Below are 21,898 nucleotides of genomic sequence, written 5' to 3'. Positions count from 1 at the left end.
ATCGAGGGGGGAGACGCCATGGGCAAGAAGGAAGAGCTGATCGTCGGTCTCGACATCGGCACCACGAAGATCTGTGTGATCGTCGCGGCGCCGACGGAGGACGGGATCGACATCGTGGGGATCGGGACGCACCCGTCGCGCGGCCTGCGCAAGGGTGTGGTGGTCGACATCGACGCGACGGTCGCGTCGATCAAACACGCCGTCGAGGAAGCCGAGCTGATGGCCGACTGTGAGATCAGCGCCGTCTACGCGGGGATCGCAGGCAGCCACATCCGGGCCTTCAACTCCCACGGCGTCGTCGCGGTGAAGGACCGCGAGGTCTCGCCGGGCGACGTGAAGCGGGTGATCGACGCCGCCAAGGCCGTCTCGATCCCGATGGACCGCGAGGTGATCCACGTGATCCCCCAGGAGTTCATCATCGACGACCAGGACGGCATCCGGGAGCCGCTGGGCATGAGCGGCGTGCGCCTCGAAGCGAAGATCCACATCGTCACGGCCGCGGTCACCAGCGCCCAGAACATCGTGAAGTGCGCCAACAAGGCCGGCCTCAACGTGATGGACATCGTCCTCGAGCCGCTGGCATCGGCCGAGGCGTGCCTGGCCGAGGACGAGCGCGATCTGGGCGTCTGCCTGATCGACATCGGCGGCGGCACCACCGACGTGGCCGTCTACGCCGAGGGCTCGATCAAGCACACCTCGGTGCTCGGCCTGGGCGGCGCCCACGTCTCCAACGACATCGCCGTCGGGCTCCGCACGCCCTTCGACGAAGCCGAGCGCGTGAAGAAGAAGTTCGGCGTGGCGGCGGCGCGCTTCCTCGGCAGCGACGACGTGATCAGCGTCCCGAGTGTCGGCGGCCGACGCCCGCGCGAGGTCTCGCGGAAGTTGCTGTGCGAGATCATCGAGCCCCGGATCGACGAGATCCTCTCCCTCGCCCGCCAGAACCTCATCAAGGAGGGCCTCGAGGAGCGGATTCCGTCGGGCGTGGTCCTCACGGGTGGCTGCTCGGCCCTCGAGGGGGTGCCGGACCTCGCCGAGGAGATCTTCGAGACGCCCGTGCGCCACGGCATTCCCAGCCGGGTCGGAGGGCTCCAGGACGTCGTGCGGGGGCCCATGTACGCCACTGGCGTCGGTCTCGTGCTGTTCGGCGCTTCCCAGGATCGCGAGATCACCCGCTTCCGGATCCGCGACGAGTCGATCTTCGGGCGGGTGAAGCAGCGCATGCGCGACTGGTTCTTCCAGTTCGAGTAGCGCCCCGACCGGGCAAGCCCAGACGATGACGGCGGCGGCGGCTCCCACCGAGGGAGCCCGCCGCCTTCACCGTCGAAAAAGCGACCGAATAGCCCTCACAAGAAACGCGGTTTTTCGATAAGATCGCGTCACAACACAGATTCGTCGCAACGCCATCGTGACACTGGGGGGTGAGATCATGGCGACCAAGCGTTCATCCGATCGCAATTCGTCCAAGCAGCAGACCGAGCTGATCGAAACGCCGGCTCCCGAAGTCCAGGAGGAAAAGAGCCTCCTCGAGTTCGAGGACACCGCCACGAACAAGGCGGTGATCAAGGTCGTCGGTGTCGGCGGCGGTGGCGGTAACGCGCTGAACAACATGGTGACCTCGGGCCTGCGGGGCGTCGACTTCATCGCGGCCAATACGGACTCGCAGGCGCTGCAGCACAACCTGGCGCCGATCAAGGTGCAGCTCGGCAGCGAAGTGACGCGCGGCCTCGGCTGCGGCGCCGACCCGGACAAGGGACGTCAGTCGGCGTTGGAAGTCCGCGAGCGACTGCGCGAGGCCTTCGAAGGCACGGACATGGTGTTCGTGACCGCCGGCCTCGGCGGTGGCACCGGCACGGGCGCCGCCCCGATCGTGGCCGAAGTCGCGCGCGAAATGGGCGCGCTCACCGTCGGTGTGGTGACGAAACCGTTCCTGTTCGAGGGTCGGGTTCGCCAGAAGCACGCCGAGCGCGGGCTCGATGAACTGCACCGCGTCGTCGACACGGTCATCACGATTCCGAACCAGCGGCTGCTCGCCCTGGCCGGCAAGAACACGGCGATGCGCGACGCGTTCAAGCTCGCCGACGACGTGCTGCACAACGCGGTGCGCGGCATCTCGGACCTGATCACGATCCACGGTCTGATCAACCTCGACTTCGCCGACGTGCGCACGATCATGAACGAGATGGGCGTCGCGCTCATGGGCACGGGCGTCGCCAACGGCGAGGACCGGGCCGAAGAAGCCGCGCGCATGGCCATCTCGAGCCCGCTGCTCGAGGATCTCTCGATCGACGGTGCGCGGGGCGTGCTGATCAACATCACGGGCAGCTCGGATCTCTCGCTCTTCGAAGTGAACGAGGCCTCGACGCTGATCCAGGAAGCGGCCCACGAGGACGCGAACATCATCTTCGGCGCCGTGATCGACGACGAGGTGCCCGAGGGCGAGATGCGCGTCACCGTGATCGCCACCGGCCTCGACGGCGAGCGGGTGGGCCGCGACCCCCGCGAGACCACCACCGAGATCCGGGTCGAAGAGCACAGCAACGTGACGCCGCTGCGCTTCGATGCGAGCCCCGAGCCCGCTCCGGCTCCGGCTCCGGCGCGGGCCCCGGCGCGGGCCAGCGAGCCGGCCCCCGAGCCCGCTCCGAGCGCCCCGGCGCAGACTACGATGCTCCCGGCCGCGACCGCGGACGAGATCGCGGCACCGACCACCGCGCCCGAGCCGCCCGCGGGGCAGCCCGAGGGCGAGGACTGGATGTCGCCCTTCGAGGACGAGCTCGACGTGCCCACCTTCCTGCGGCGCAACTCGAGCGAGGAGGACGAGGAAGACCGGGACAAACCCGCCTTCCTGCGCCGCTCGGCCGACTGATCCCGGCCGCCCACGGCGGCTCCGGAATCCCAGGGCGTCCCGCTTCGCGGGGCGCCCTTTTTCGTGGCAGCGAGCGTGGCGCGCCCGGGATCGAGGCTAGGATCCGGCGCCATGACCGACGCACTCGTCCAGCTCCACCAGGAGGGCGGCATCGCCACCCTCACCTTCGACGACCCCGACCGCCGCAACGCCATGACCCAGGCCATGGGCGAGGTCTTCGCCCGGCGCATCGCCGCGCTGCGCGATCAGTCCGATCTGCGTGCGGTGATCCTGACCGGTGCGGGGCGCGCGTTCTCGGCCGGGGGCGACCTCGGGATGATCGAGGAGCGAGCCGCCGAGGGGGCCGCCGAGCCCGGCGTCGCGCGCCGCGGCATCCGCGACACAATGCGGAGTTTCTACAAGCTCTTCCTGTCGGTGCGGGAACTCCCCTGCCCCAGCATCGCTGCCATCAACGGCCATGCCGTGGGCGCCGGTCTCTGTGTCGCGCTGGGCTGCGACCTGCGCCTGGTGGCCGAGGAAGCGAAGCTCGGACTCAACTTCACGAAGCTCGGCCTCCACCCGGGCATGGCGGCCACCTGGACCCTGCCTCGCCTGGTCGGCGGGCCGCAGGCGGCCGAGCTGCTCTATACGAGCCGCGTGATCGACGGCCGAGAGGCCGCCGCGATGGGCCTGGCGAACCGGGTGCTCCCCGCGGCGGAGGTCGTCCCGGCCGCTCGGGCGCTGGCGGAAGAGATCGCCGCCTGCGCGCCGCTCGCCGTCCGGGCGGTGAAGCGCGCGCTGGATCGCACCGCCGACGCCACCCTCGAGGACCAGCTGAGCTTCGAGGCCCACGAGCAGGCCGTGACCTTCGAGTCACAGGACGTGCACGAGGGCCTGGCCGCCGCGCGCGAGCGCCGCGACCCGAAGTTCGCAGGGCGCTGAGCTTCCGAGAACGCCCGCCCGGGCGCTAGGCGCGCTCGGCTTCGCGGGTGTGCTCGGAGATCGCATCGGCGATGCGCCCGCAGAGCGCGACAGGAACGTCGTGCCCCATACCCTCGATCTCGAGCCAGCGGGCCCCCGGCACCTTGTCCGCGATGTCGCGGCCGCACGCGACCGGGACCAGCGGATCGGCGGTCCCGTGGATCACGAGCGTCGGCGCCGTGATCGTCGCGACCTGCGCGCTGCGATCGCCCGTGGCGCCGACGGCGACGAACTGACGCAGGCTGCCCTCGGGATGGAACGCGCGATCGAAGACCCGACCGGCCATCTCGGCGAGCTCCGCTTCGGGGGTCGGGAACCCCGGGCTGCCGATCACCTTGGCGCTGCGAACCTGGTGGGCAACGTAGGCCTCGCGCTCCGTGGGCGCGGGCGTGGTCAGCACGGCCATGGCCTCCGGGGTGGCCGGCGGGAGATCGGGTGCCCCGGTGCTCGCCATGATGGGAACGAGACTCCGGACGCGGTCGGGGTGCCGGTAGCCGACCACGGTCGTGATCATTCCACCCATCGAGATCCCTGCGACGTGGGCGTTGGCGATGCCGAGGGCGTCCATCAGGCCCACCACGTCGTCCGCCATGTCGTGCAGGTCGTAGGCGACCTCGGGCTGGCGCCCTTCCGCGACGGCCTTCAGGAGATCGGGGATCGACGGCGCGCCCGCCTCGTCGAACCACTGGCTCCGCCCGACGTCGCGGTTGTCGAAGGTGACCACGAAATGACCGCCGGCGACGAGGGCGTCCAGGAACACGTCGGGCCACTGGATCCGCTGGGTGCCGAGACCCCGCATCAGCACCAGAGGACGCCCCGTGTCGGGGTCACCGTGCTGGGCGTAGTCGAGTTCGATCCCGTTGGCGGTGATGCGCGGCATGGCCGCACGCTAGCGCGGTCGGCAGCCACGGCAGCCCGCGGCGTTGCCGATGGGAGGAGCTTCGTTGCCGGTCGCTGATGCGGGCCGCGTCCTGGCGGCCCGGGAACGGCGCTTCGGGCCGAGAACCGAGGTGGGATCAGGCGTAGGTGCGGGCCATCAACAAGATGAGGCCCACGTAGGTCAGGGTCAGCCAGACGGTGTGATTGCGCAGGGCGCGAGCCACGTGTGTTCTCCCTCGGTCTGCTTTCGCGCGTCGGGCCTTCGCGAAGGGCCGCACCGGGTGCGGCGCGGGCGGTGGCCGTTGTTCTTCGTTTCGAACACCCAGTCCAATGCTTGAGCGATAGCAATCGTCACAGCGGCCCGAGGTGACTGAAATCACCAACTTCGGGCGCCGGACCCAAGCGTTCAGAGCGCCTCGACGGGGGCCAGCACCTCGGCGGCAGCGAAGAAGTAGCTGATCTCGATCTTCGCGGTCTCGGGCGCGTCCGAGCCGTGCCCGGCATTGCGCTCGATGTCGGTCCCGAAATCGCCCCGGATCGTGCCCGCCGGCGCCTCGTTGGAGTTCGTGGGCCCGAGCAGGTCGCGGTGGGCCTGAATCGCGTTCTCGCCCTGCAGCACCGAGATGACGACCGGCCCCGAGGTCATGAACTGGACCAGCTCCCCGTAGAAGGGGCGCTCCTTGTGCACCGCGTAGAAGCCCTTCGCCAGCGTCTCGGTCAGGTGGATCTTCTTCATCGCGATGATCTCGAGGCCTGCCTTCTCGAAACGGCTCAGGATCTCACCGGTGGCGCCCGGCTTGGCGGTGGCGTCGGGCTTGATGATCGAGAGCGTGCGTTCGATGGCCATGATGCGGCGATTCTCCTCGGTTTTTCGCGAATCCGGCGCGAGCCGGTGAATGGGGGCGGGAGACTAGCGGGCCGCCGGAGGGCCGCACCCCCTCTCCGGTGCCCTCTCGGGATTTCAGACGCGCAGGACGACCTTCCCGAAGTGGTGGCTCGCCTGGAGCAGCCGATGGGCGTCGGCCGCCTCGGCCAGGGGCAACACCCGGTCGACGACCGGAGACAGCGCACCGCTCTCGAAGCCCGCTCCGAAGCGATCCCAGAAGGCACGGGCGAGCTCGGCCTTCTCGTCGACGGGCCGCGCGCGCAGGGTCGAGCCGATCACCTGGAGTCGTCGCATCAGCAGGGCACCGAGCGAGATCTCGGCCTTCGCGCCGCCCATCAGGCCGATCAGCACGAGCCGGCCGCCGACCCGGAGACTGCTGAGGTTCTTCTCCAGGTAGGGGGCCCCGATCGAGTCGAGCACGACGTCGACGCCCTCCCCTCCCGTCAGCTCCTTCGCGACGGCGACGAAATCGCCCTCGCGGTAATCGACGGCGCGGTCGGCGCCGAGGTCGAGACAACGCTGGCATTTCTCGGGACTGCCCGCCGTGACGATCACCTGGGCACCGGCGTGCTTCGCGAGCTGGATGCAGGCGGTGCCGATGCCGCTGCCGCCGCCATGCACGAGCACCGTGCCGCCTTCGTTCAGCCCACCGAGCTGGAAGACGTTGAGGAAGACGGTCAGGAAGACCTCCGGGACAGCCGCCGCCTCTTCGAAGGAGAGGCGCTCGGGAATCGGCAGCAGCGAACCGGCGTGGACCACGGTCTGCTCGGCGTAGCCACCCCCGGCCAGCAGGGCCATCGCGCGATCCCCCACCTTCCAGCCATCGACGCCGGCTCCGAGCTCGGCGACCTCGCCGGCGCATTCCAGCCCGAGGATCTCGGGGGCGCCTGGCGGCGGCGGGTACATACCGCGGCGCTGCATCAGGTCGGCCCGGTTGACGGCGGTGGCATGCACCCGGAGACGGACCTCGCCGGGCCCCGGCGTGGGATCCGGCACGTCTCCCAGCTGCAGCACCGACTCGTCGCCGAACTCAGAGAGGACGATCGCTTTCATGGCGGCGGAACGTAGCGGGGACGCCGGTTCGGGTCGCCCCTGCCGCGTCCGCTAGTCGCGGTAGCTCGGGTCGATCCGGTCGAGCTTTCGCTGCAGCGCCGGCCAGGCGAGCTTGCGACCGACGGTGGTGAGACCGGCCTGGGCGATCTGGGCCGTCTTCTCGCGCGACTCGCGGCACGGCTCCATCACGCGGCCGCCGGTGAGTGCGGCGATCTGGGCTTCGCAGGCGCGCTCGAGCATGTACATGCGCAGCCAGGCGTCGGCGACGGTCTCGCCGAAGGTGAGCGTCCCGTGGTTGCGCAGGATCAGCAGGTGCTTGTCGCAGAGGTCGGCCACGATGCGCTCGCGCTCGCCCAGATCCTCGGCGATGCCCTCGAAGTCGTGGTAGGCGACGTCGTCGATCACCTGGAGCGCGGTCTGGGTGAGGGGCAGGAGACCCTCGGCCTGGGCCGAGACGGCCTGGCCCTGGACCGTGTGGAGATGGATGACGCAGTGGGCGTCGGGGCAGGCGCTGTGCACGGCGCTGTGGATCGTGAAGCCGGCCGGATTCACCGGGTAGGGGCTGTCGTCCAGCTTGTTCCCCTCGAGATCGACCTTCACGAGGCTCGAGGCGGTGATCTCCTCGAAGAGCAGGCCGTAGGGGTTGATCAGGAAGTGGTCCGTCCCCGGGACGCGCGCCGAGAGGTGGGTGAAGATCAGGTCGTCCCAGCCGTGGAGCGCCACAAGACGGTACGCGGCAGCCAGCTCGACGCGGAGCTCCGCCTCGGTCTGGGGCGCGTCGGCGGCCGGTCGGATCGAGTGCAGCGGGGTCGCGGGGTTCGTGGTCATCGCAAAGCCTCCTTGGGGCGTCGGGCCCGTCTCTGTCGATGCGGCACCCAGGCTACGCCGGCCCCGGGCCCGGGACTGCGACCCGGGTCCCAATCCGCGAAAAAAGCGGCAGAAATCGGCCCCGGGCGCCAAATTCCTCACGGGCCACCCCGCGCGCGGAGAGGCCGCAGCGCCGCCGGAGCCCCGATGTCGAGTGAATCCCGCCTCCTGGTCCACCGCGATTTCCTGCGGAACCTGCCCAAAGCGGTGACCGACGCCCTGGAGTCGCAGGCCCAGCTCCGGCGCCTCGCCGACCAGGAGGCCGTTTTCCGCCGCGGCGACGACGCCGACGGCCTCTACGGGGTGAAGCGGGGCAGCATCCAGGTGATCGGGCCCAGCCCCGACGGTCGCGAACACGTGCTGACCGTGCTCTCCACCGGCGAGTGGTTCGGCGAGCTCTCGATGATGGACGACCTCCCGCGTACCCACGACAACCTGGCGGTCGGCGAGACCGAGCTCTGGTTCGTGCCGAAGCGCGCATTTCGGGCGCTCCTCGACGAGCACCCTGAGTTCTGGCCCCACTTCGCCGAGCTGCTGAGCCGACGGGTGCGGATGCTCTTCGAACTGCTCGAAGACGCGGTGCTCCTGGAGCTCCCGCGGAGACTCGCGAAGCGCCTGCTCGAGATCGCCGGCGATCACGGCCGCGAGCGTCCGGACGGGGCCGTCGCCATCGAGCTCCACCTGCCCCAGGAGAAGCTCGCGGCGATGGTCGGCGCCACCCGCGAAGCGACCGGGCGCCACCTGCGCCGCTGGGAGACCGACGGCTGGATCCGCATCGCCTACGGGCGCATCGAGATCCTCGATCGCGACGCACTGCGCGGGCTGATCGAAGCGGCCTGAACGCGAACCCCAACGAGAGAGGCGCGGGACGCCCGGGGGCGCCCCGCGCCCAGCAGGGACTCGCGTGCGGCGTGCGCCTAGCTCGCTAGACGCGCTTCGCGCGTCCGCGGTCCAAGGCCGATGTCACACATCGGCCTTAGCTCAGCTCGGCGCGGGTATAACCGAGCAGCTCGCGCGCCGTGATCATGCGCTGGATCTCGCCGGTGCCCTCGTAGATGTCGGTGATGCGGACGTCGCGGAACCATTTCTCGAGCAGGTGCTCCCGCGAGACACCCAGCGGCCCGAGGATGTCGATGCATCCCTGGGTCACCTGACGTACGACGGTGCCCGTCTTCGCCTTGCAGACCGAGGCCTCCAGGTTGTTGGGCTGGCTTTCGCCCGACAGCCAGGCCGCGCGGAGGATCGTCAGCTCGGCGGCTTCGGTGAGCGCCTCGAGCTCGAGGTACTTCGCGACGATCGCCGACTGACCCTGCAGACGGGTGCCGTACTCGATCTCGATGCCCGCTTCGCGCAGCTGATCGCGGGTGAAGTCGAGGGCGGCGCGGGCCATCCCCAGCCCGATCGCAGCTACCGCGGGACGCGTCATGTTGAAGGTCTTGAGCACGCCCTTGAAGCCACCCGAGCTCTCCTTCGGGATCGACTCGTCGCCGCCGAGCAGGTTCTCGCGCGGAATCCGGCAGTCCTTGAACACGAAGGCCGCGGTGTCGTCCGCGCGGATCCCGAGCTTCTTCTCCTTGTGGGCGACGGTGAAGCCGGGGGTGTCCTTCTCGACCAGGAACGACTTGATGCCAGCGCGGCCCGCGCTCTTGTCGAGGGTGGCCCACAGCACGACGCCTTCGCAGCGGCAGCCCGTGGTGACGAAGATCTTCTCGCCGTTGAGCACCCACTCGTCGCCATCGAGCACCGCGGTCGTCTGCACCTTCGACGGGTCCGACCCGCAACCGGGCTCGGTGATCGCCATCGAGAGCGTCAGACCGCCCCACTTCTCCTGCTGCTCGGGAGTTCCCGAGGCGCGCAGCGCGGCGTTGCCGAGGCCGCCCTTCCCGCGCTGGAGACGTACCGAGTAATCGCCCCAGGTCTGTCCGGCGGACACCAGCATGCTGATCACGGGCATGCTCGTGTCATCCGCCGTGCGGTCCTTGAAATGGCTGTACACGTTCGGGAAGTCGTCGGCTTCCGGGAGCCGGTCCGGCGGGAACTCGTGCTCGTTCTCGTCGTAGTGCCGGGCGTACTTGCGCGCGACGAGCGCTTCTTCGCGCACCTGGCCCAGCAGCTTCTGGTCATTTTCGGTCAGGGTGAAATCGATCATGGGAATCCTCTAGGGGTGACGCACCGGCGCGACGGCGTCGCGATGCGCAAGGGGAAGACGCTTCGGCGTCAGACGGAGACGGTGCCCTCGAGCACGCCCAGGGTGCGGGCGTTGCGGTACCACATCTCGACGGGGTGCTCGCGAATGAAGCCGTGACCGCCGAGCACCTGGATGCCCTCGTCCGAGACCCACATCGCCTTCTCCGAAGCGTAGGCCCGGGCGTGGTGCGCACCGGCCAACGCATCGAGACCCTGCTCGAGCTGGCTGGCCGCCTTCCAGGTGAGCCAGCGCATCGCCTCGGTCTCGATGTGCATGTCGGCCAGCTTGAAGGCGATGCCCTGCTTCTGGGCGATCGCCTGGTCGAAGGCCTCGCGCTCCTTGGCGTAGGGAACGGCGTACTCGACGACGGCTCGCGCGATCCCCGCGAGCTGCGCGGCCAGCGCGACCCGCGAGTGGTTCAGCAGACGCTTGAGGTCGAAGCCTTGCTCGCCTCCGAGGCGCGCGGATGCGGGCACCTCGACGCGCTCGAGCTCGAGCGTGTGGGTGGGCAGCGCGCGCAGCCCGACGTTCTTCTCGGTTTCCGAGATCTGCAGGCCGCCGGCGTCGCGCGGCACGATGAAGGCGTCGTGTCCGCCGTTGTTGCGACACACGACCAGGAAGTGGCTCGCGCGATCACCGAAGGGCACGAAGCTCTTCGCACCCGAGAGGACGAACCCGTCTCCCTTCGGCTCTGCGAGCGTGCGCGGCAGCAGGGGCTCGAAGGCCGGGCCGGGCTCGATCCAGGCGAGCGACGCGGCGTGGAAGCGCTCACCGCAGAAGAGCGGAAGCAGCTCGGCCTGCTGGGCCTCGGTGCCCTGGGTGAGCAGCGCATTCACGAAGGCCAACGGCGCGAGTGCCGCCGTGGCGAGGGTGGCGTCGCCCCAGGCGAGCTCCTCGGCGATCAGCGCCTGGGTGATCGGTGAGTGCGGTTCGCCCGCGCCGCCGAAGGCCTCGGGGATCGCGGTCGAGACCAGACCGAGTTCCCAGGTCTGGTCGAGGAAGTCGTTCGGAATCTCGGACGCCTCGTCGCACTCCCGCGCGAGAGGCCGCAGCACCTGCTCTGCAAACTCGTGCAGCGAGTCGCGTACGACCTGCTGCTCTTCGGTCAATTGGAAGGAAATCACGGATTGCTCCTTGTGGGATCCTCGTGAGACGCCGTCTCTTGAGGTCCGGGTTGGGGTAGAGAGTCGGATTCGGAGAAACCGGGCAGCGCACGCTCGAGCGGGAGCGCGCGTCCCTCGGGCGCCACCTGGTGGAAGTAGTCGTCCATCGCCTGCTGACCGCCTTCCTTGGCGAAGAGGCCACGGCGGTAGACATCGCTGGCGTCGATCAAGCCGAGCGCGACGCCGCACCACACCCGTGCGTCGGCCGTGTATCGGACGTCGGCACGGGCGGCGAATCCGGCGCGCACTTCGCAGGCGCCCTTGTGCACCCGCACGCTCCACGCGCCGCCGCCATCGCCCGTGAGCCGGATCTCGAAGGTGAGGTCGACATCGGCCGCGCGATCTTCGCGCACCATGAAGGGCAGGCTTTCCAGCACCGACTGGGGAGATGTCGCGTTGAAACGCGAGGCGTCGACGTCGAGGTCGCGCAGCCCATGCCGGATCCACCAGCGCGCGATCGCGGTGATGATCGGCGCGAGCGAACGGCCCTGGGGCGTCAGGGCATAGAGCGAGCGCGAGCCGTCGGCGACGGTTTCGACGAAGCCGTCGGCGGTCAGTTGGCGCAGGCGAGCCGAGAGCACGCGTGGCGCGATGCCGGTGCGCTTGCGCAGCTCCTGAAAGCCGCGGTTAGCATCGAGGAGGTGACGCACGAGCACCAACGTCCAGCGGTCGCCGATCACGTCCAGACCCCGACCCACCGGGTCGAAGATGCTGGCCGGCTTCGGCACCGCCCCTCCGAGGCCGGAGGCGTCGCGAGGCTCGGAAGCGTCGGTCTTTCGTCGTCGTGCGGGCATCGGGGATCCCCGGGATGGATCGCGGTGAAACAGGCTTCGCATGGGATATCTATCGGATACCGACTCAGTATTCAATAGATACTTTCCGGCCTATCCAGACGCTACCCGCGGGGAATCCCGGAGGATTGCGGGCACGGGCGCCGACACACCTCAGGCGCCCTGACAGCTCTGGGAAGGGGCGGGGCGGCCAGCGGCGCCCCTCAGCGATCGGGCCAGGCCGCTTCCATGTCGGCGAGCTTCGAAGCCATCCCCAGTTGGTCGACCGTCGACGCGCCATCGACCGCGAAGACCTGCCCACTCACGTAGGACGCGGCATCGCTGACCAGGAAGAGCACCGCGTTCGCCATGTCGTCTCGGGTCCCTTCCCGGCCCAGGGGAACGCTCGAAGCGGCGTCGGCTCCGGCCGCGGCCCCGAAGCGGGCCATGCCCTCGGTGTCCGCGATGGGTCCCGGCATCACGCCGTTCACCCGGACCCCATAGCGCCCCCACTCGACGGCGCAGGTGCGCGTCACCGAATCGACCCCGGCCTTCGTGGCCGCGACGTGCACCTGCAGCGCCGCTCCCTTCCCCTCGAAGGGAGCCGAGATGTTGACGATGTTGCCCCCGTGGTCGCGCAGCCAGGCATCGAAGGCGAGCCGGGAGCAGTGGTAGGTGCCGAGCAGGTCGATGTCGACGACGGTCTTGAAGCCTTTCGGAGAGATCCGGCTGATGGGCGCAGGGAAGTTCCCGGCCGCGTTGTTGATCAGGATGTCGAGTCGTGACCAGCGCTCGATCACCGCGTCGATGGTCGCCCGCACCGCCTCGGGATCGCGGATGTCGCAGACCGAATAGAACGCCTCGATGCCCTCCCCCGCCAGCTCGGCCACCGCGCGCTCGAGGACCTCGACCTTTCGGCTGCAGATGCAGACGCGCGCGCCGTGCTGCCCGAGCGTGCGGGCAATCCCGAAACCGATCCCCGTACCGCCACCGGTCACCAGTGCGACCCGACCGGCCAACACATCGTCGCGGAATACGCTCATCTCGTTGCTCCCTGCTGGTTGGAGCCGCCGCAGATCGACGGAAACGGTTCCCAGCGTGGGTGGGAACCCCGTGTTCGAGCCCGGCCACGGCCCCGGAAGCGCCAAGCTAGCGCGGGCGCAGCGTTGGGCGGATGGGTACGATGGCCTCTGGAGGTGGCCGGGGGATCGCTGGTGAACCTCGCGTTCACGGGAGGAAAGTCCGGGCTCCACAGGGCAGGGAGGTCGTTAACGGCGACCCGGGGTGACCCGAGGGAAAGCGCAACAGAAACCACACCGCCGATGGCCGTCGATCCGCGCGAGGTTGTGAGAGGCCGCGCGCGAGGAGGCACAGGTAAGGTTGAAATCGTGGGGTAAGAGCCCACGCGCGACTGCCGGGTGACCGGCGGCGGGGCAAGCCCCTCCTGGAGCAAGCTCGAATAGGCGTACTGTCGAGGGCGGCCCGCCCGAAGCTCCTTCGGGTGCCAGTACGCGGGTTAGAGCGCTCGAGCGGCGCAGCAATGCGTCGCCTAGATGAATGATCCTCGCCGGTCCTACTCGGATCGGAACAGAACCCGGCTTACACGCCACTTCGGGCCTCGCGCCCGAACCCGGGGGACGAAGCTTCGGCCACGCCCCTGGCGCTCCATACGAGGGGAGACGGTGAGAGCCGTCTCCCCTCTCCAGTATTCGGGGTGCTACGCGAGCTCGAAGCGCAGGCAGGTGACGCGTTCGCGGCGCTCGGGGTCGTAGTCGGCCCACTTCTCGTCGGGCAGCGCATCGGAACCCACCCGCGCAAACCCCTCGCGCTCGAAGAATCCGACCACCCGCTCGGTCGTGGTGCAGGCGAACACCGCACGGTCCCCGCGTCGGCGTGCCGCGTCGAGGAGGCCGCGGACCAGATGCCCGCCGACGCCCTCCCCCAGGAAACGCGTGAGCGTGTAGAGCGAGGCGATCTCGCTCGTCTGGCTGGCCACGTGCGGGACCAACGCGCCGATCCCGGCGAGGTGCCGCCCCTCGACGAAGGCGCCGAAGCCGTTCGCAAAGATCTGGTCGAGCGCGGCGTCGCTGCGCTCGGCGAGGTAACCCTCGGCGACTCCCCGACCGATCAGGTCGTTCGCGGCGCTCAGATCGTCGAGCCCCAGGCGCCGCACGTCGATGTAGCGCTCGGGGGTGAACAGGGTGCCCGAACCGGCATAGCTGAACAGCTCGTCCGCGAGCCCCGCGGCCGTACACAGGTTCACCGCGGGGAGCCCCTCGCGCAGCGCCGCCTCGATTTCGACGAGCAGAGAGACGCGGGCCGCGCCCTCCCTGGCATCGCGCAAGCCTCCCGAGAGCTCGGCCAGGTCTGCGAAGGAAACGCGGCTGCCGTCCGGGCGGGAGATGCCGCCGGCCGGGTCCAGTACCACGAGCTTGGTCACGCCCAGATTCACAGCGAGGTGGCGAGCCCCCGCGGCGAACGCGTCGCCCCCCGGAATGCCGATCGCGACACAGGGGGTGCGCCGCAGCGACCGCCAGACAGCGCCCACCGGCCCGGCCGCATCCGGCTTCACGACGCGCGCGCCCAGCGCAGCCGCTTCGCCCAGATCGGCCAGCAAGAGCACCACGCGCGTGCGGTTGCCTTCGAGCTCCTCGATCACGCTGCGCACCACCGCCGCGTCGCCCGGAACTCCATCCCGGCCGGCCAGCGCACCCACATCACAGGCCAGCGCCACCGTGCGCTCGCGAAACTCGGCCAGATAGAAGGCCTTCTCGGTGAAGGGAACGTCTTCCCAGGCGCGCGCGTTGCCGGACATCGTGCGGTCAGTGTGGCGGATGTTGGTGTATCGTGCTCCGCGCATGGAGTGGCAGGGCTGGCTCACGCTCGTTGTCGTCGGCCTGACGCTCGTGGCCATGGTCCGCGAGATCGCCAAGCCCGATCTGATCTTGATGGCGGGCCTGTTCACCCTGGCCGCGGCCGGCGTGCTCACTCCGGCCGAGACCTTCGCCGGGTTTGCGAACCCCGCGCTGGCGACCGTCGGCGTCCTTTTCGTCGTCTCGGCGGCCCTGCGCGAGACCGGGGCGCTCGATGCCACGGTGGGACGCCTCTTCGCTCGGGCCCGGGACGAAGCCAGCGGCTTGCTGCGGACCGGGCCGCCCGTTGCGGCGCTCTCGGCCTTCCTGAACAGCGCGCCGATCGTGGCCATGATGACGCCGGTGATCCTGGACTGGACGCGCCGAGTCGACCTCTCGCCGAGCCGCCTGCTGATCCCGCTGAGCTACGCGTCGATCCTCGGCAGCATCCTCACCGTGATCGGCACCAGCACCACGCTGACCGTCGCCGGCCTCGCGAACGCGGCCGGGATGCGTCCGATCGGCTTCTTCGAGCTGGCGCCGGCCACGCTTCCGATCGCTGCCGTCGGGCTGCTCTACCTCTTGTTCGTGGCACCCCGCCTGCTGCCCGAGGGACGCGGCGCCACCGAGCGCCTCGGCGAGCGACGCCGCGAGTACACCGGCTCGATGGGCGTGGCGCGCGACTGCCCGTTGATTGGCAGCACCGTCGAGGGCGCCGGCCTGCGCCACCTGCCCGGGCTGTTCCTGGTCGAGATCGTCCGCGACGGGCGCACGCTCACGCCGGTCGGACCGGACGAGGTGATCGAAGCCGGCGACGAGCTGGTGTTCGCAGGCGTGGTCTCTACCCTGGTCGAGCTGCAACGCATCCGCGGACTCGTCCCCATCTCTCATGAGGACCAACCCTCCCTCGCCGCGCCCGACCAGCGGCTGACCGAAGCCGTGGTGTCGGCATCCTCGCCGCTCATCAACCAGAGCATTCGCGACGCCAACTTTCGGACCGTCTACGACGCCGCCGTGATCGCGGTCCACCGCAACGCCGAGCGGATGCCGGGCAAGATCGGCGAGATCGTGCTCCAGGCCGGCGACACGCTCCTCCTGCAGACGGCGCCTGGCTTCTTTCGCGCACACCGCAACAGCCGCGACTTCTATCTCGTGAGCGAACTCCCCGACAGCGAAGCGCCCCGTCACGAACGCGCCGGCGTGGCCCTGGCGATCCTGGTGGCGATGGTGGTCGTGGCGGGAACCGGCATCTACCCGATCTCGATCGCGGCCTTCCTGGCGGCAGGCGCGCTGATCGCGACACGCTGCCTGCCCGGCCGCATCGCGCGCGCCAGCGTGGACTGGTCGATCCTCGTCGTGATCGGCGCGGGCCTGGGCATTGCGCTCGCCATGGAGAAGAGCGGCGCGGCCGCCCTGATCGCGGGAGCGATCGCGAGCGTCGCTGGCGACATCGGACCTTTCTACGCGCTGGTAGTGATCTACTTCGCGACCCTGCTGTTGGCAGAGCTCCTGCACCACAACGCGGCCGTCGCCCTCACCTTCCCGATCGCCGCCGCCACGGCCGAGCTGCTCGGCGTCGACACGCGCCCCTTCGTGATGGCAGTGATCGTCGGTGGCTGCTGCGCCTTCGCCTCGCCGGTCACCTACCAGACCCACCTCATCGTGTACGGCCCGGGTGGCTACCGCTTCACCGATTTCGTGAAGGTCGGCCTGCCGCTCGACGCGCTCTGCGCGGCGACGGCATTGTTCATGATCCCTCGGGTCTGGCCCTTCTGATTCGTCGGTGGCGGTGCGCCCGGAGCAGGCACCGACCCATCACCACTAGGGCGTGTCCGCTCCCCGGCCGCCGGCCACCGCGCCCGGCGCAGCCAGCGGGGCCCGTCGCGCCCGCCATCCTTCGAACGCCGAGCGCACGTCCTCGAGGGTGAGGTAGAGCGCAGGCACCACGAAGAGGGTCAGCAGGCTGGCGATCGAGAGTCCGAACACGATCGCCGTCGCGAACGGGCCGAACACGAGCGACTTCCCCGAAAGCCCGAGCGACATCGGCAAGAGCCCAGCGATCGTGGTCACGGTCGTCAACAGGATCGGACGGAAGCGTCGCTGGGAGGCAATGCGCACCGCTTCGTCCACATCGACGCCCTGCTCTCGCTGGCGATTCACGAAGTCCATCAGCACCAGCGAATCGTTCACCACGATCCCGGCCAAGCCGACTCCGGCGTACATCACCCAGATCGACAGAGCGCCACCGGTCACGAACAGCCCGATCGTCACCCCGATGAAGGCGAAGCCGATCACGCTCATCACGACCATTGGCTGGAGGTAGGAGCGGAAGAGCGTGGCGAGGATTGCGTAGATCGCGAGCACCGCGACGCCGACCGCGCGCTGCATGTCCTCGACGGTCTGCTTCGTCGCCTCGAACTCGCCGCCGAACACCAGGTTCACGCCAGGGAACCGACTCGGCACGTCGGCGAAGCGCGCTTCGAGACGCGCGTTCACCGCGGTCGATGTCGCGTTCTCACCGTCCACGTCGGCATAGACCACCACGGCGCGGCGCGCGTCGTAGTGGTAGAGCCGCTCGTAGCCGCGCGCGACCTCCACCTGGGCGACGTCGCCGAGCTCCACGCGCTGCCCGCCCGGGGCGCGCATCTCGACGTCGAGCAGGTCGTCCATCGAGCTGCGCTGGGCGCCCTGCAGCATCACGCGGATGTCGATGTCCTCGTCGGCCTTCGGATCTTTGAAGGTCGAGGGCACCAGACCGTCGTTCGCCGCGCGGAGCGCGGTCGCCACCGTGTCGAAGCTCAAACCCTGAAGCGACGCGCGATGCTCGTCGAGCGCCACGCGCAGCTCGAGCGGCCCCTCGGGCACGTTGTCTTCGATGTTGAAGACCCCCTCGATCGACGCCAGCTCGGCCTGGATCTCGCTAGAGATGCGCTTCGCCACCTCGTAGTCGTCGGACTGAATGCGCACGGCGACGGGCTTGCCAATCGGAGGCCCGTTGCGCGGCTCGATGACGAGCAGGTTGTCGATGCGTCCCGGGTTCGCCGCGACGTAGGTGTCGAGGTGGTCGCGGACGCGACCCAGGGCGGCCTTCGGGTCCTCGCGGATCTCGGGCTCGTCGACCAGGCTGACGAAGAGCATTCCGTAGTTCACGCCATTGATGATGTTCTCATCCGCGTTCATCCCGAAGCCGACATAGGAGGTGAACTCGTCGACCTCTCGGGTCAAGCCCGACACCTCGGCTTCGATCTCTCGAATGACCTCGTTGGTCTGCTCCACGCCGTAGTCCGTCGGCGTACGCACCGTGATGAAGAGCTGATCGAAGTCCGAAGGAAAGAGATCGACGGGAACACGCGCCTGGAGACCGCAGGATGCGTAGAAGGCAGCGCAGCAGGTGGCGAGGAAGACGTAGCGGTGGCGCAGCAGGGACTGCTGGCGCCGGACGTAGACGTCGCGCAGCCGATCCATCCACCCTTCCACGGCTTCACGCAGCGCGTGACTCCCGCGCCGGATGCGCGCGCCCCACCCCTCGCCCGAGCGATCCTTCTCCGTGCCGGGATCGCGACTGCCCCAGTCGACGTAGTGCGCGGGCAGCACGATCAGCGCCTCGAAGAGCGACCCCACCAGCACCAGGATCACGGTCTTCGGCAGGATCGAGCCGAACTCACCGCTCGTTCCCTGGATCATCAGCGCGGGCAGGAAGGCAGCCAGCGTCGTCACGACGGTCGCGACCACCGGCCACATCACCTCTTCGGCGCCCTCGATGATCGCGTCATCGATGGGCTTTCCGTTCTCGATGTGCCGGTAGATGTTCTCGACGATGATGATCGCGTGATCGACGAGCATGCCCGTCACCATCACGAAGCCGACCAGCGAGATCAGATTGATCGTGATCCCGAAGAACGGGAAGAGCAGGAACGCCGAGAGGAAGGAGAAGGGAATCCCGATCGTCACGATCAGCGAATTGCGGAAGCCGACGGTGAGCCAGAGAACGAAGACGACGAGCACGACGCCCAGCATCACGTTGTCGATCATCGTGCCCATGCGATCGCGGACGATCCGCGAGGAGTCCCAGGTCACCGGCGCCTCGATGCCTGGGGGCAGGAGCGACTCGTACTCCTCCATGAACGCGCGCACCCGGTCCACCAGTGTCGTGATGTCGTCTTCCGGGTTCTTCGAGATGCCGACGATGATGGTCGGATTGCCATTGTGGCGTCCGTAGATCACCCGTCGCTCGAATCCGTCCTCGATGCGCGCGACGTCCGAGAGCCGGACGTGGTTCCCCGCAGCGTCCTTCTTCACGACCGTCGCAGCGAGCTCCTCCGGCGTGGCGAAGTTCCCGAGCCCGCGCACGGTGATCTCGCGCTCGCCCGTGTCCATCGCGCCACCCGGCACGTTCTGGTTGTTGCGACCGATCTGGGCCGAGATCTCGGCCAGCGTGAGATCCGACTGCATCGCGCGTTCGCGATCGACGTAGACGCGCAGCTCGCGCTCCCGCTCGCCGCGGAGCGTCGCCTTGCGCACGCCGGGGATGCGTTCCACGCGGCGCTCGATGTCGCGCGCGACCTCTCGTAGCGTGAACTCACCGACACCGCCCACGTCCGTCACCGCGATCATGCAGACGTTCTGCACCTCGGAAACCGAGAGCTCGGTGATGATCGTCTCTTCCGCATCCTCGGGGAGATCGGGCACGCGATCGACCGCCGCCCGGAGTTCGTTCAGGGACGATTCGTACTCGGTTTCCTCGAGCGTCTCCTTCCACTCGATCTCGATCGTCGAGAGCCCCGCCTGCGAGAAGCTGCGCAGCTCCTTGATGCCGTCGACATCCTGGATCTCGTCCTCGAGCTTCGTGGTGACGAGGCGCTCGACCTCATCGGCCGAAGCCCCCCGCCACACCGTGCCGACGATGGCGGTGTTGAAGGAGATGTCGGGAAAGAGATCGACGGGGATGCGCGTGGCGGCCTGGTACCCGGCGACGGCCACGATCACGAACAGCAGATTGACGAAGACGACCTGCTTGACCGAGAAGCGCGGCAGACTCACGACGCATCCGTGGTCGCGGACGTGGACTCGGGGGCCGCGACGGTCGCCGCCGCGTCGCTGACGACGCTGCCGTCGCGCAGCAGACGGACGCGGGTCGTCGCCACGCGTTCCCCGGAAGCCAACCCCGACTCGACTTCCAACCAGCGCAGATCGAAGGGCACCTCGCGCACTTCGACCCGCCTGCGCTCGGCGCGCAGCTCACCACTCTCCGGATCCGGCGTCAGCACGAACACGAAACGCAGACCGTATTCCTCGGCCACCGCCTCGCGCGGCACCAGCATGCGCTCGGTCTTGCCACCCAACCCGATGCGGACCCGGGCGACCATGCCCGGCAGGATGCGTCGATCCGGGTTCGGGATCTCGACCTCGACGGGGAAACGCCGACTGGTCGCGTCCGCGGCCGCTGCCACCCGCAGCACCTTCCCTTCGAAGGTCGCGTTCGGAAGCGCTTCCACGGTCACCTGCACGGTCTGGCCCGGTTGTACGTCGACGATCTGACGATCGCTCAGACCGATCGTGACTCGGGCGGCCGACAGATCGAGGAGCTCGCCGAGCACCTGGCCCACCTGGAGGACTTCGCCCCGCTCGGGCTCGAAGTCGCGGAGCACGCCCGCGAAGGGCGCGCGAATCGCCTTCTTCCCGAGCGCATCCTGGGCCTCGGCCAGGTTCGCCCGCGCCTCACGGATCGCGGCTTGTGCGACGCGCGAGCGGTTCGACGCGTCGTCCAACGCGGATTCGCTCGCGACCGAGCGCTCGGCCAGGTTGCGCTGACGCTCGAGACTGGTGCGCGCGAGCCCGAGCTCGCTTCGGGTCCGCGAAATCGCGGCCTGCGCCCGGTCCACGGCCACCTGGGCCAACAAGGGATCGACCTGGATCAGCAGCTGGTCGCCGTCGACGGCGTCGAGGTCTTCGGCCCCGAGCTCGACGACCCGACCCTGGGTCTCGGAGACCAACCGGAGGTGTCGCGCCGCCTCGACGACACCCGAGAACTCGGCTTCGGAAACGACCGCGCGGGGGGACACACGCAGCGTGTCGACGGCGATCGCGGCCAGGGCGGGTCCGGCAGCGCCCACCGCCTGCGGATCGGGCGCGGTGGCCCGCAAGAGGATCCCCGCCACGACCAGCACGGCGAAGATGCCCCACAAACGTCTGACGAGGCGCGGATCCGCGGCGCGGGAACCGGGCGTCTCGCTCGGCGAAGGGGTCATGTGGGAGGAACCTCCGGCGGGCGCGCTGGAGTGGAATCGGGATCAGGAGCGGAACCGGCGATCAAGCCGCCGACCAGGTCATCGAAACAGCGCCGCAGTGCGTCGGGCGTCGCAGCGTCGGGGTCGAAGGCAGAGCGGTAGATGAACCCGGACAACAGCGATCCGATCGCGTGGGCGGTGGTCGCCGCGTCGACGTCCGAGCGAAACCGGCCGGCCGCCTGGCCGTCGACGACGAGCGATGCGAATTCGTCGAAGCGGTCTGCGTGGAACGCTCGCAGGAAGCCGTGCAGTCGCTCGTTCAGCTCCGGATTCGCAGCCACCATGCCCCACGCCTGATAGTGGAGGGTCGCGCGCGGCCCGACCCGCTCGAGCACCCCGACCAGCCCTTCCAGCACTGCCCGCAGACGCGTCTCGGGCTCGGACTCGTCGGGCAGCCGGGCGTCGACATGGCGCACCCCGGTTTCGTAGGAATCGATGAGGGTGGCCAGGAAGAGATCTTCCTTGCTCTGGAAGAACCGGTAGAGCGTTCCCTTCGAGACGCCGGCCTCGCTGGCCACCTCTTCCATCCGGGCGGCCGAGATTCCGCTCCGGGCACCCACGCTCAGCGCCGCGTCGAGGATGCGGCGTCGCTTCGGATCGTCCGTCGGGGAAGCGACGACGGCTGTCATGGAGGGATGGGGACTGGACACAGGGTTCCCGCGGGGCGCGTCAGTACTGACTGGTCAGTTCCGCAAGGCTAGCCCGTGGCTCGCCGGGAGCAAATCGGTGCTTGTGTTGGCGGGTGTGCGATCCGATACAAAAATGTTGCCTTTTCACCACGATAAGGACACTGATTACTCTCAGGAGGATTCCCCGATCGCCCGTGCCGGAGGCAGACACGTGCCCAAACCCCAGAAACTGCTGGACTTTGATGGACCGGTGAGACAATATACCGGGCTGTTCAGCGCCCCCCCGACATCTCATCACACGCCGTCCGGCCGGACATCCGTCCACCCTTTCCTGGCTGCGCGCCAACCGGCCAACGGTTCCGCCCTATGTGCAGATCTCTTGCGTCTCACAGAGATCATCGCAGACGGGGGGCCGCCGGAATGAAACAACTCACAACGAGATCACTCCGGGCGGTATCCGACACTACGGTGCGGAACGGCACCGGCGGGTCGAGGACTTCG

17 protein-coding genes and 1 other RNA gene are annotated in these 21,898 nt (G+C 68.9%); 6 read left to right on the top strand and 12 right to left on the bottom strand.

What is annotated here, in order from left to right:
- Positions 1–18 precede the first annotated feature (18 nt).
- The 3 genes from ftsA (at position 19) to AAF430_03445 (ending at position 3,784) form a co-directional block, all read left to right on the top strand.
- The gene (gene ftsA / locus AAF430_03455) at positions 19–1,248 is read left to right on the top strand and encodes a cell division protein FtsA (GenBank protein ID MEM7409276.1); all 1,230 of its coding nucleotides are present in this window, start codon (positions 19–21) and stop codon (positions 1,246–1,248) included.
- A 178-nt stretch (positions 1,249–1,426) separates the two neighbouring features.
- Positions 1,427–2,863, top strand: a complete 1,437-nt coding sequence (ftsZ, locus tag AAF430_03450) for a cell division protein FtsZ (protein MEM7409275.1) — start codon at positions 1,427–1,429, stop codon at positions 2,861–2,863.
- A gap of 111 nt (positions 2,864–2,974) precedes the next feature.
- Positions 2,975–3,784 (top strand): enoyl-CoA hydratase-related protein, encoded by an 810-nt coding sequence (locus AAF430_03445; protein MEM7409274.1) that lies wholly within the window; start codon positions 2,975–2,977, stop codon positions 3,782–3,784.
- 25 nt (positions 3,785–3,809) lie between these two features.
- On the opposite strand, the gene AAF430_03440 is transcribed toward AAF430_03445, so the two are convergent.
- The 4 genes from AAF430_03440 to AAF430_03425 all read right to left on the bottom strand — a co-directional run bounded on the left by AAF430_03440 (position 3,810) and on the right by AAF430_03425 (position 7,469).
- Positions 3,810–4,703 (bottom strand): alpha/beta fold hydrolase, encoded by an 894-nt coding sequence (locus AAF430_03440; GenBank protein ID MEM7409273.1) that lies wholly within the window; start codon positions 4,701–4,703, stop codon positions 3,810–3,812.
- 405 nt (positions 4,704–5,108) lie between these two features.
- Entirely contained in the window at positions 5,109–5,549 is a 441-nt protein-coding gene (gene ndk / locus AAF430_03435; GenBank protein ID MEM7409272.1) for a nucleoside-diphosphate kinase, read from the bottom strand.
- 114 nt (positions 5,550–5,663) lie between these two features.
- A complete protein-coding gene (locus AAF430_03430) occupies positions 5,664–6,641 on the bottom strand; it encodes an NAD(P)H-quinone oxidoreductase (protein ID MEM7409271.1) in 978 nt (325 codons plus the stop codon).
- A 51-nt stretch (positions 6,642–6,692) separates the two neighbouring features.
- Positions 6,693–7,469, bottom strand: a complete 777-nt coding sequence (locus AAF430_03425) for a class II aldolase/adducin family protein (protein ID MEM7409270.1) — start codon at positions 7,467–7,469, stop codon at positions 6,693–6,695.
- Positions 7,470–7,655: 186 nt separating this feature from the next.
- On the opposite strand from AAF430_03425, the gene AAF430_03420 reads away from it, so the two are divergent.
- On the top strand, positions 7,656–8,348 hold the full coding sequence (locus AAF430_03420; protein MEM7409269.1) for a Crp/Fnr family transcriptional regulator: 693 nt from the start codon (positions 7,656–7,658) through the stop codon (positions 8,346–8,348).
- A gap of 136 nt (positions 8,349–8,484) precedes the next feature.
- On the opposite strand, the gene AAF430_03415 is transcribed toward AAF430_03420, so the two are convergent.
- The 4 genes from AAF430_03415 to AAF430_03400 form a co-directional block, all read right to left on the bottom strand.
- On the bottom strand, positions 8,485–9,657 hold the full coding sequence (locus AAF430_03415; protein ID MEM7409268.1) for an acyl-CoA dehydrogenase: 1,173 nt from the start codon (positions 9,655–9,657) through the stop codon (positions 8,485–8,487).
- A gap of 68 nt (positions 9,658–9,725) precedes the next feature.
- Positions 9,726–10,820, bottom strand: a complete 1,095-nt coding sequence (locus AAF430_03410) for an acyl-CoA dehydrogenase family protein (GenBank protein ID MEM7409267.1) — start codon at positions 10,818–10,820, stop codon at positions 9,726–9,728.
- Positions 10,817–11,587, bottom strand: coding sequence for a winged helix-turn-helix transcriptional regulator (locus AAF430_03405; GenBank protein ID MEM7409266.1), 771 nt, complete (start codon positions 11,585–11,587; stop codon positions 10,817–10,819). Before AAF430_03405 ends, AAF430_03410 begins: the two co-directional genes overlap by 4 nt.
- A 266-nt stretch (positions 11,588–11,853) precedes the next feature.
- Positions 11,854–12,672, bottom strand: coding sequence for an SDR family oxidoreductase (locus tag AAF430_03400; protein ID MEM7409265.1), 819 nt, complete (start codon positions 12,670–12,672; stop codon positions 11,854–11,856).
- A 149-nt stretch (positions 12,673–12,821) separates the two neighbouring features.
- Between AAF430_03400 and rnpB the strand changes: the two genes are divergently transcribed.
- Positions 12,822–13,247, top strand: an RNA gene (gene rnpB / locus AAF430_03395) — RNase P RNA component class A.
- A gap of 99 nt (positions 13,248–13,346) precedes the next feature.
- Here the strand turns inward: rnpB and AAF430_03390 are convergent.
- On the bottom strand, positions 13,347–14,489 hold the full coding sequence (locus AAF430_03390) for a GNAT family N-acetyltransferase (protein MEM7409264.1): 1,143 nt from the start codon (positions 14,487–14,489) through the stop codon (positions 13,347–13,349).
- Here AAF430_03390 and AAF430_03385 point away from each other — a divergent pair.
- Positions 14,488–16,257 (top strand): SLC13 family permease, encoded by a 1,770-nt coding sequence (locus AAF430_03385; protein MEM7409263.1) that lies wholly within the window; start codon positions 14,488–14,490, stop codon positions 16,255–16,257. The genes AAF430_03390 and AAF430_03385 overlap by 2 nt on opposite strands.
- Positions 16,258–16,302: 45 nt before the next feature.
- Here the strand turns inward: AAF430_03385 and AAF430_03380 are convergent, their stop codons facing one another.
- Genes AAF430_03380 through AAF430_03370 form a run of 3 tightly spaced genes read right to left on the bottom strand, consistent with a single transcriptional unit; the run spans position 16,303 to position 21,397 of the window.
- Complete coding sequence (locus tag AAF430_03380; protein ID MEM7409262.1) at positions 16,303–19,521, bottom strand: efflux RND transporter permease subunit; 3,219 nt, start codon at positions 19,519–19,521, stop codon at positions 16,303–16,305.
- On the bottom strand, positions 19,518–20,729 hold the full coding sequence (locus tag AAF430_03375) for an efflux RND transporter periplasmic adaptor subunit (protein MEM7409261.1): 1,212 nt from the start codon (positions 20,727–20,729) through the stop codon (positions 19,518–19,520). Before AAF430_03375 ends, AAF430_03380 begins: the two co-directional genes overlap by 4 nt.
- Positions 20,726–21,397, bottom strand: coding sequence for a TetR/AcrR family transcriptional regulator (locus tag AAF430_03370; protein MEM7409260.1), 672 nt, complete (start codon positions 21,395–21,397; stop codon positions 20,726–20,728). Before AAF430_03370 ends, AAF430_03375 begins: the two co-directional genes overlap by 4 nt.
- Positions 21,398–21,898 lie beyond the last annotated feature (501 nt).

It is taken from the genome of Myxococcota bacterium, from assembly GCA_039030075.1.
GTDB lineage: Bacteria > Myxococcota_A > UBA9160 > UBA9160 > SMWR01 > JAHEJV01.
This window is presented reverse-complemented; position numbering and strand designations above follow the sequence as displayed.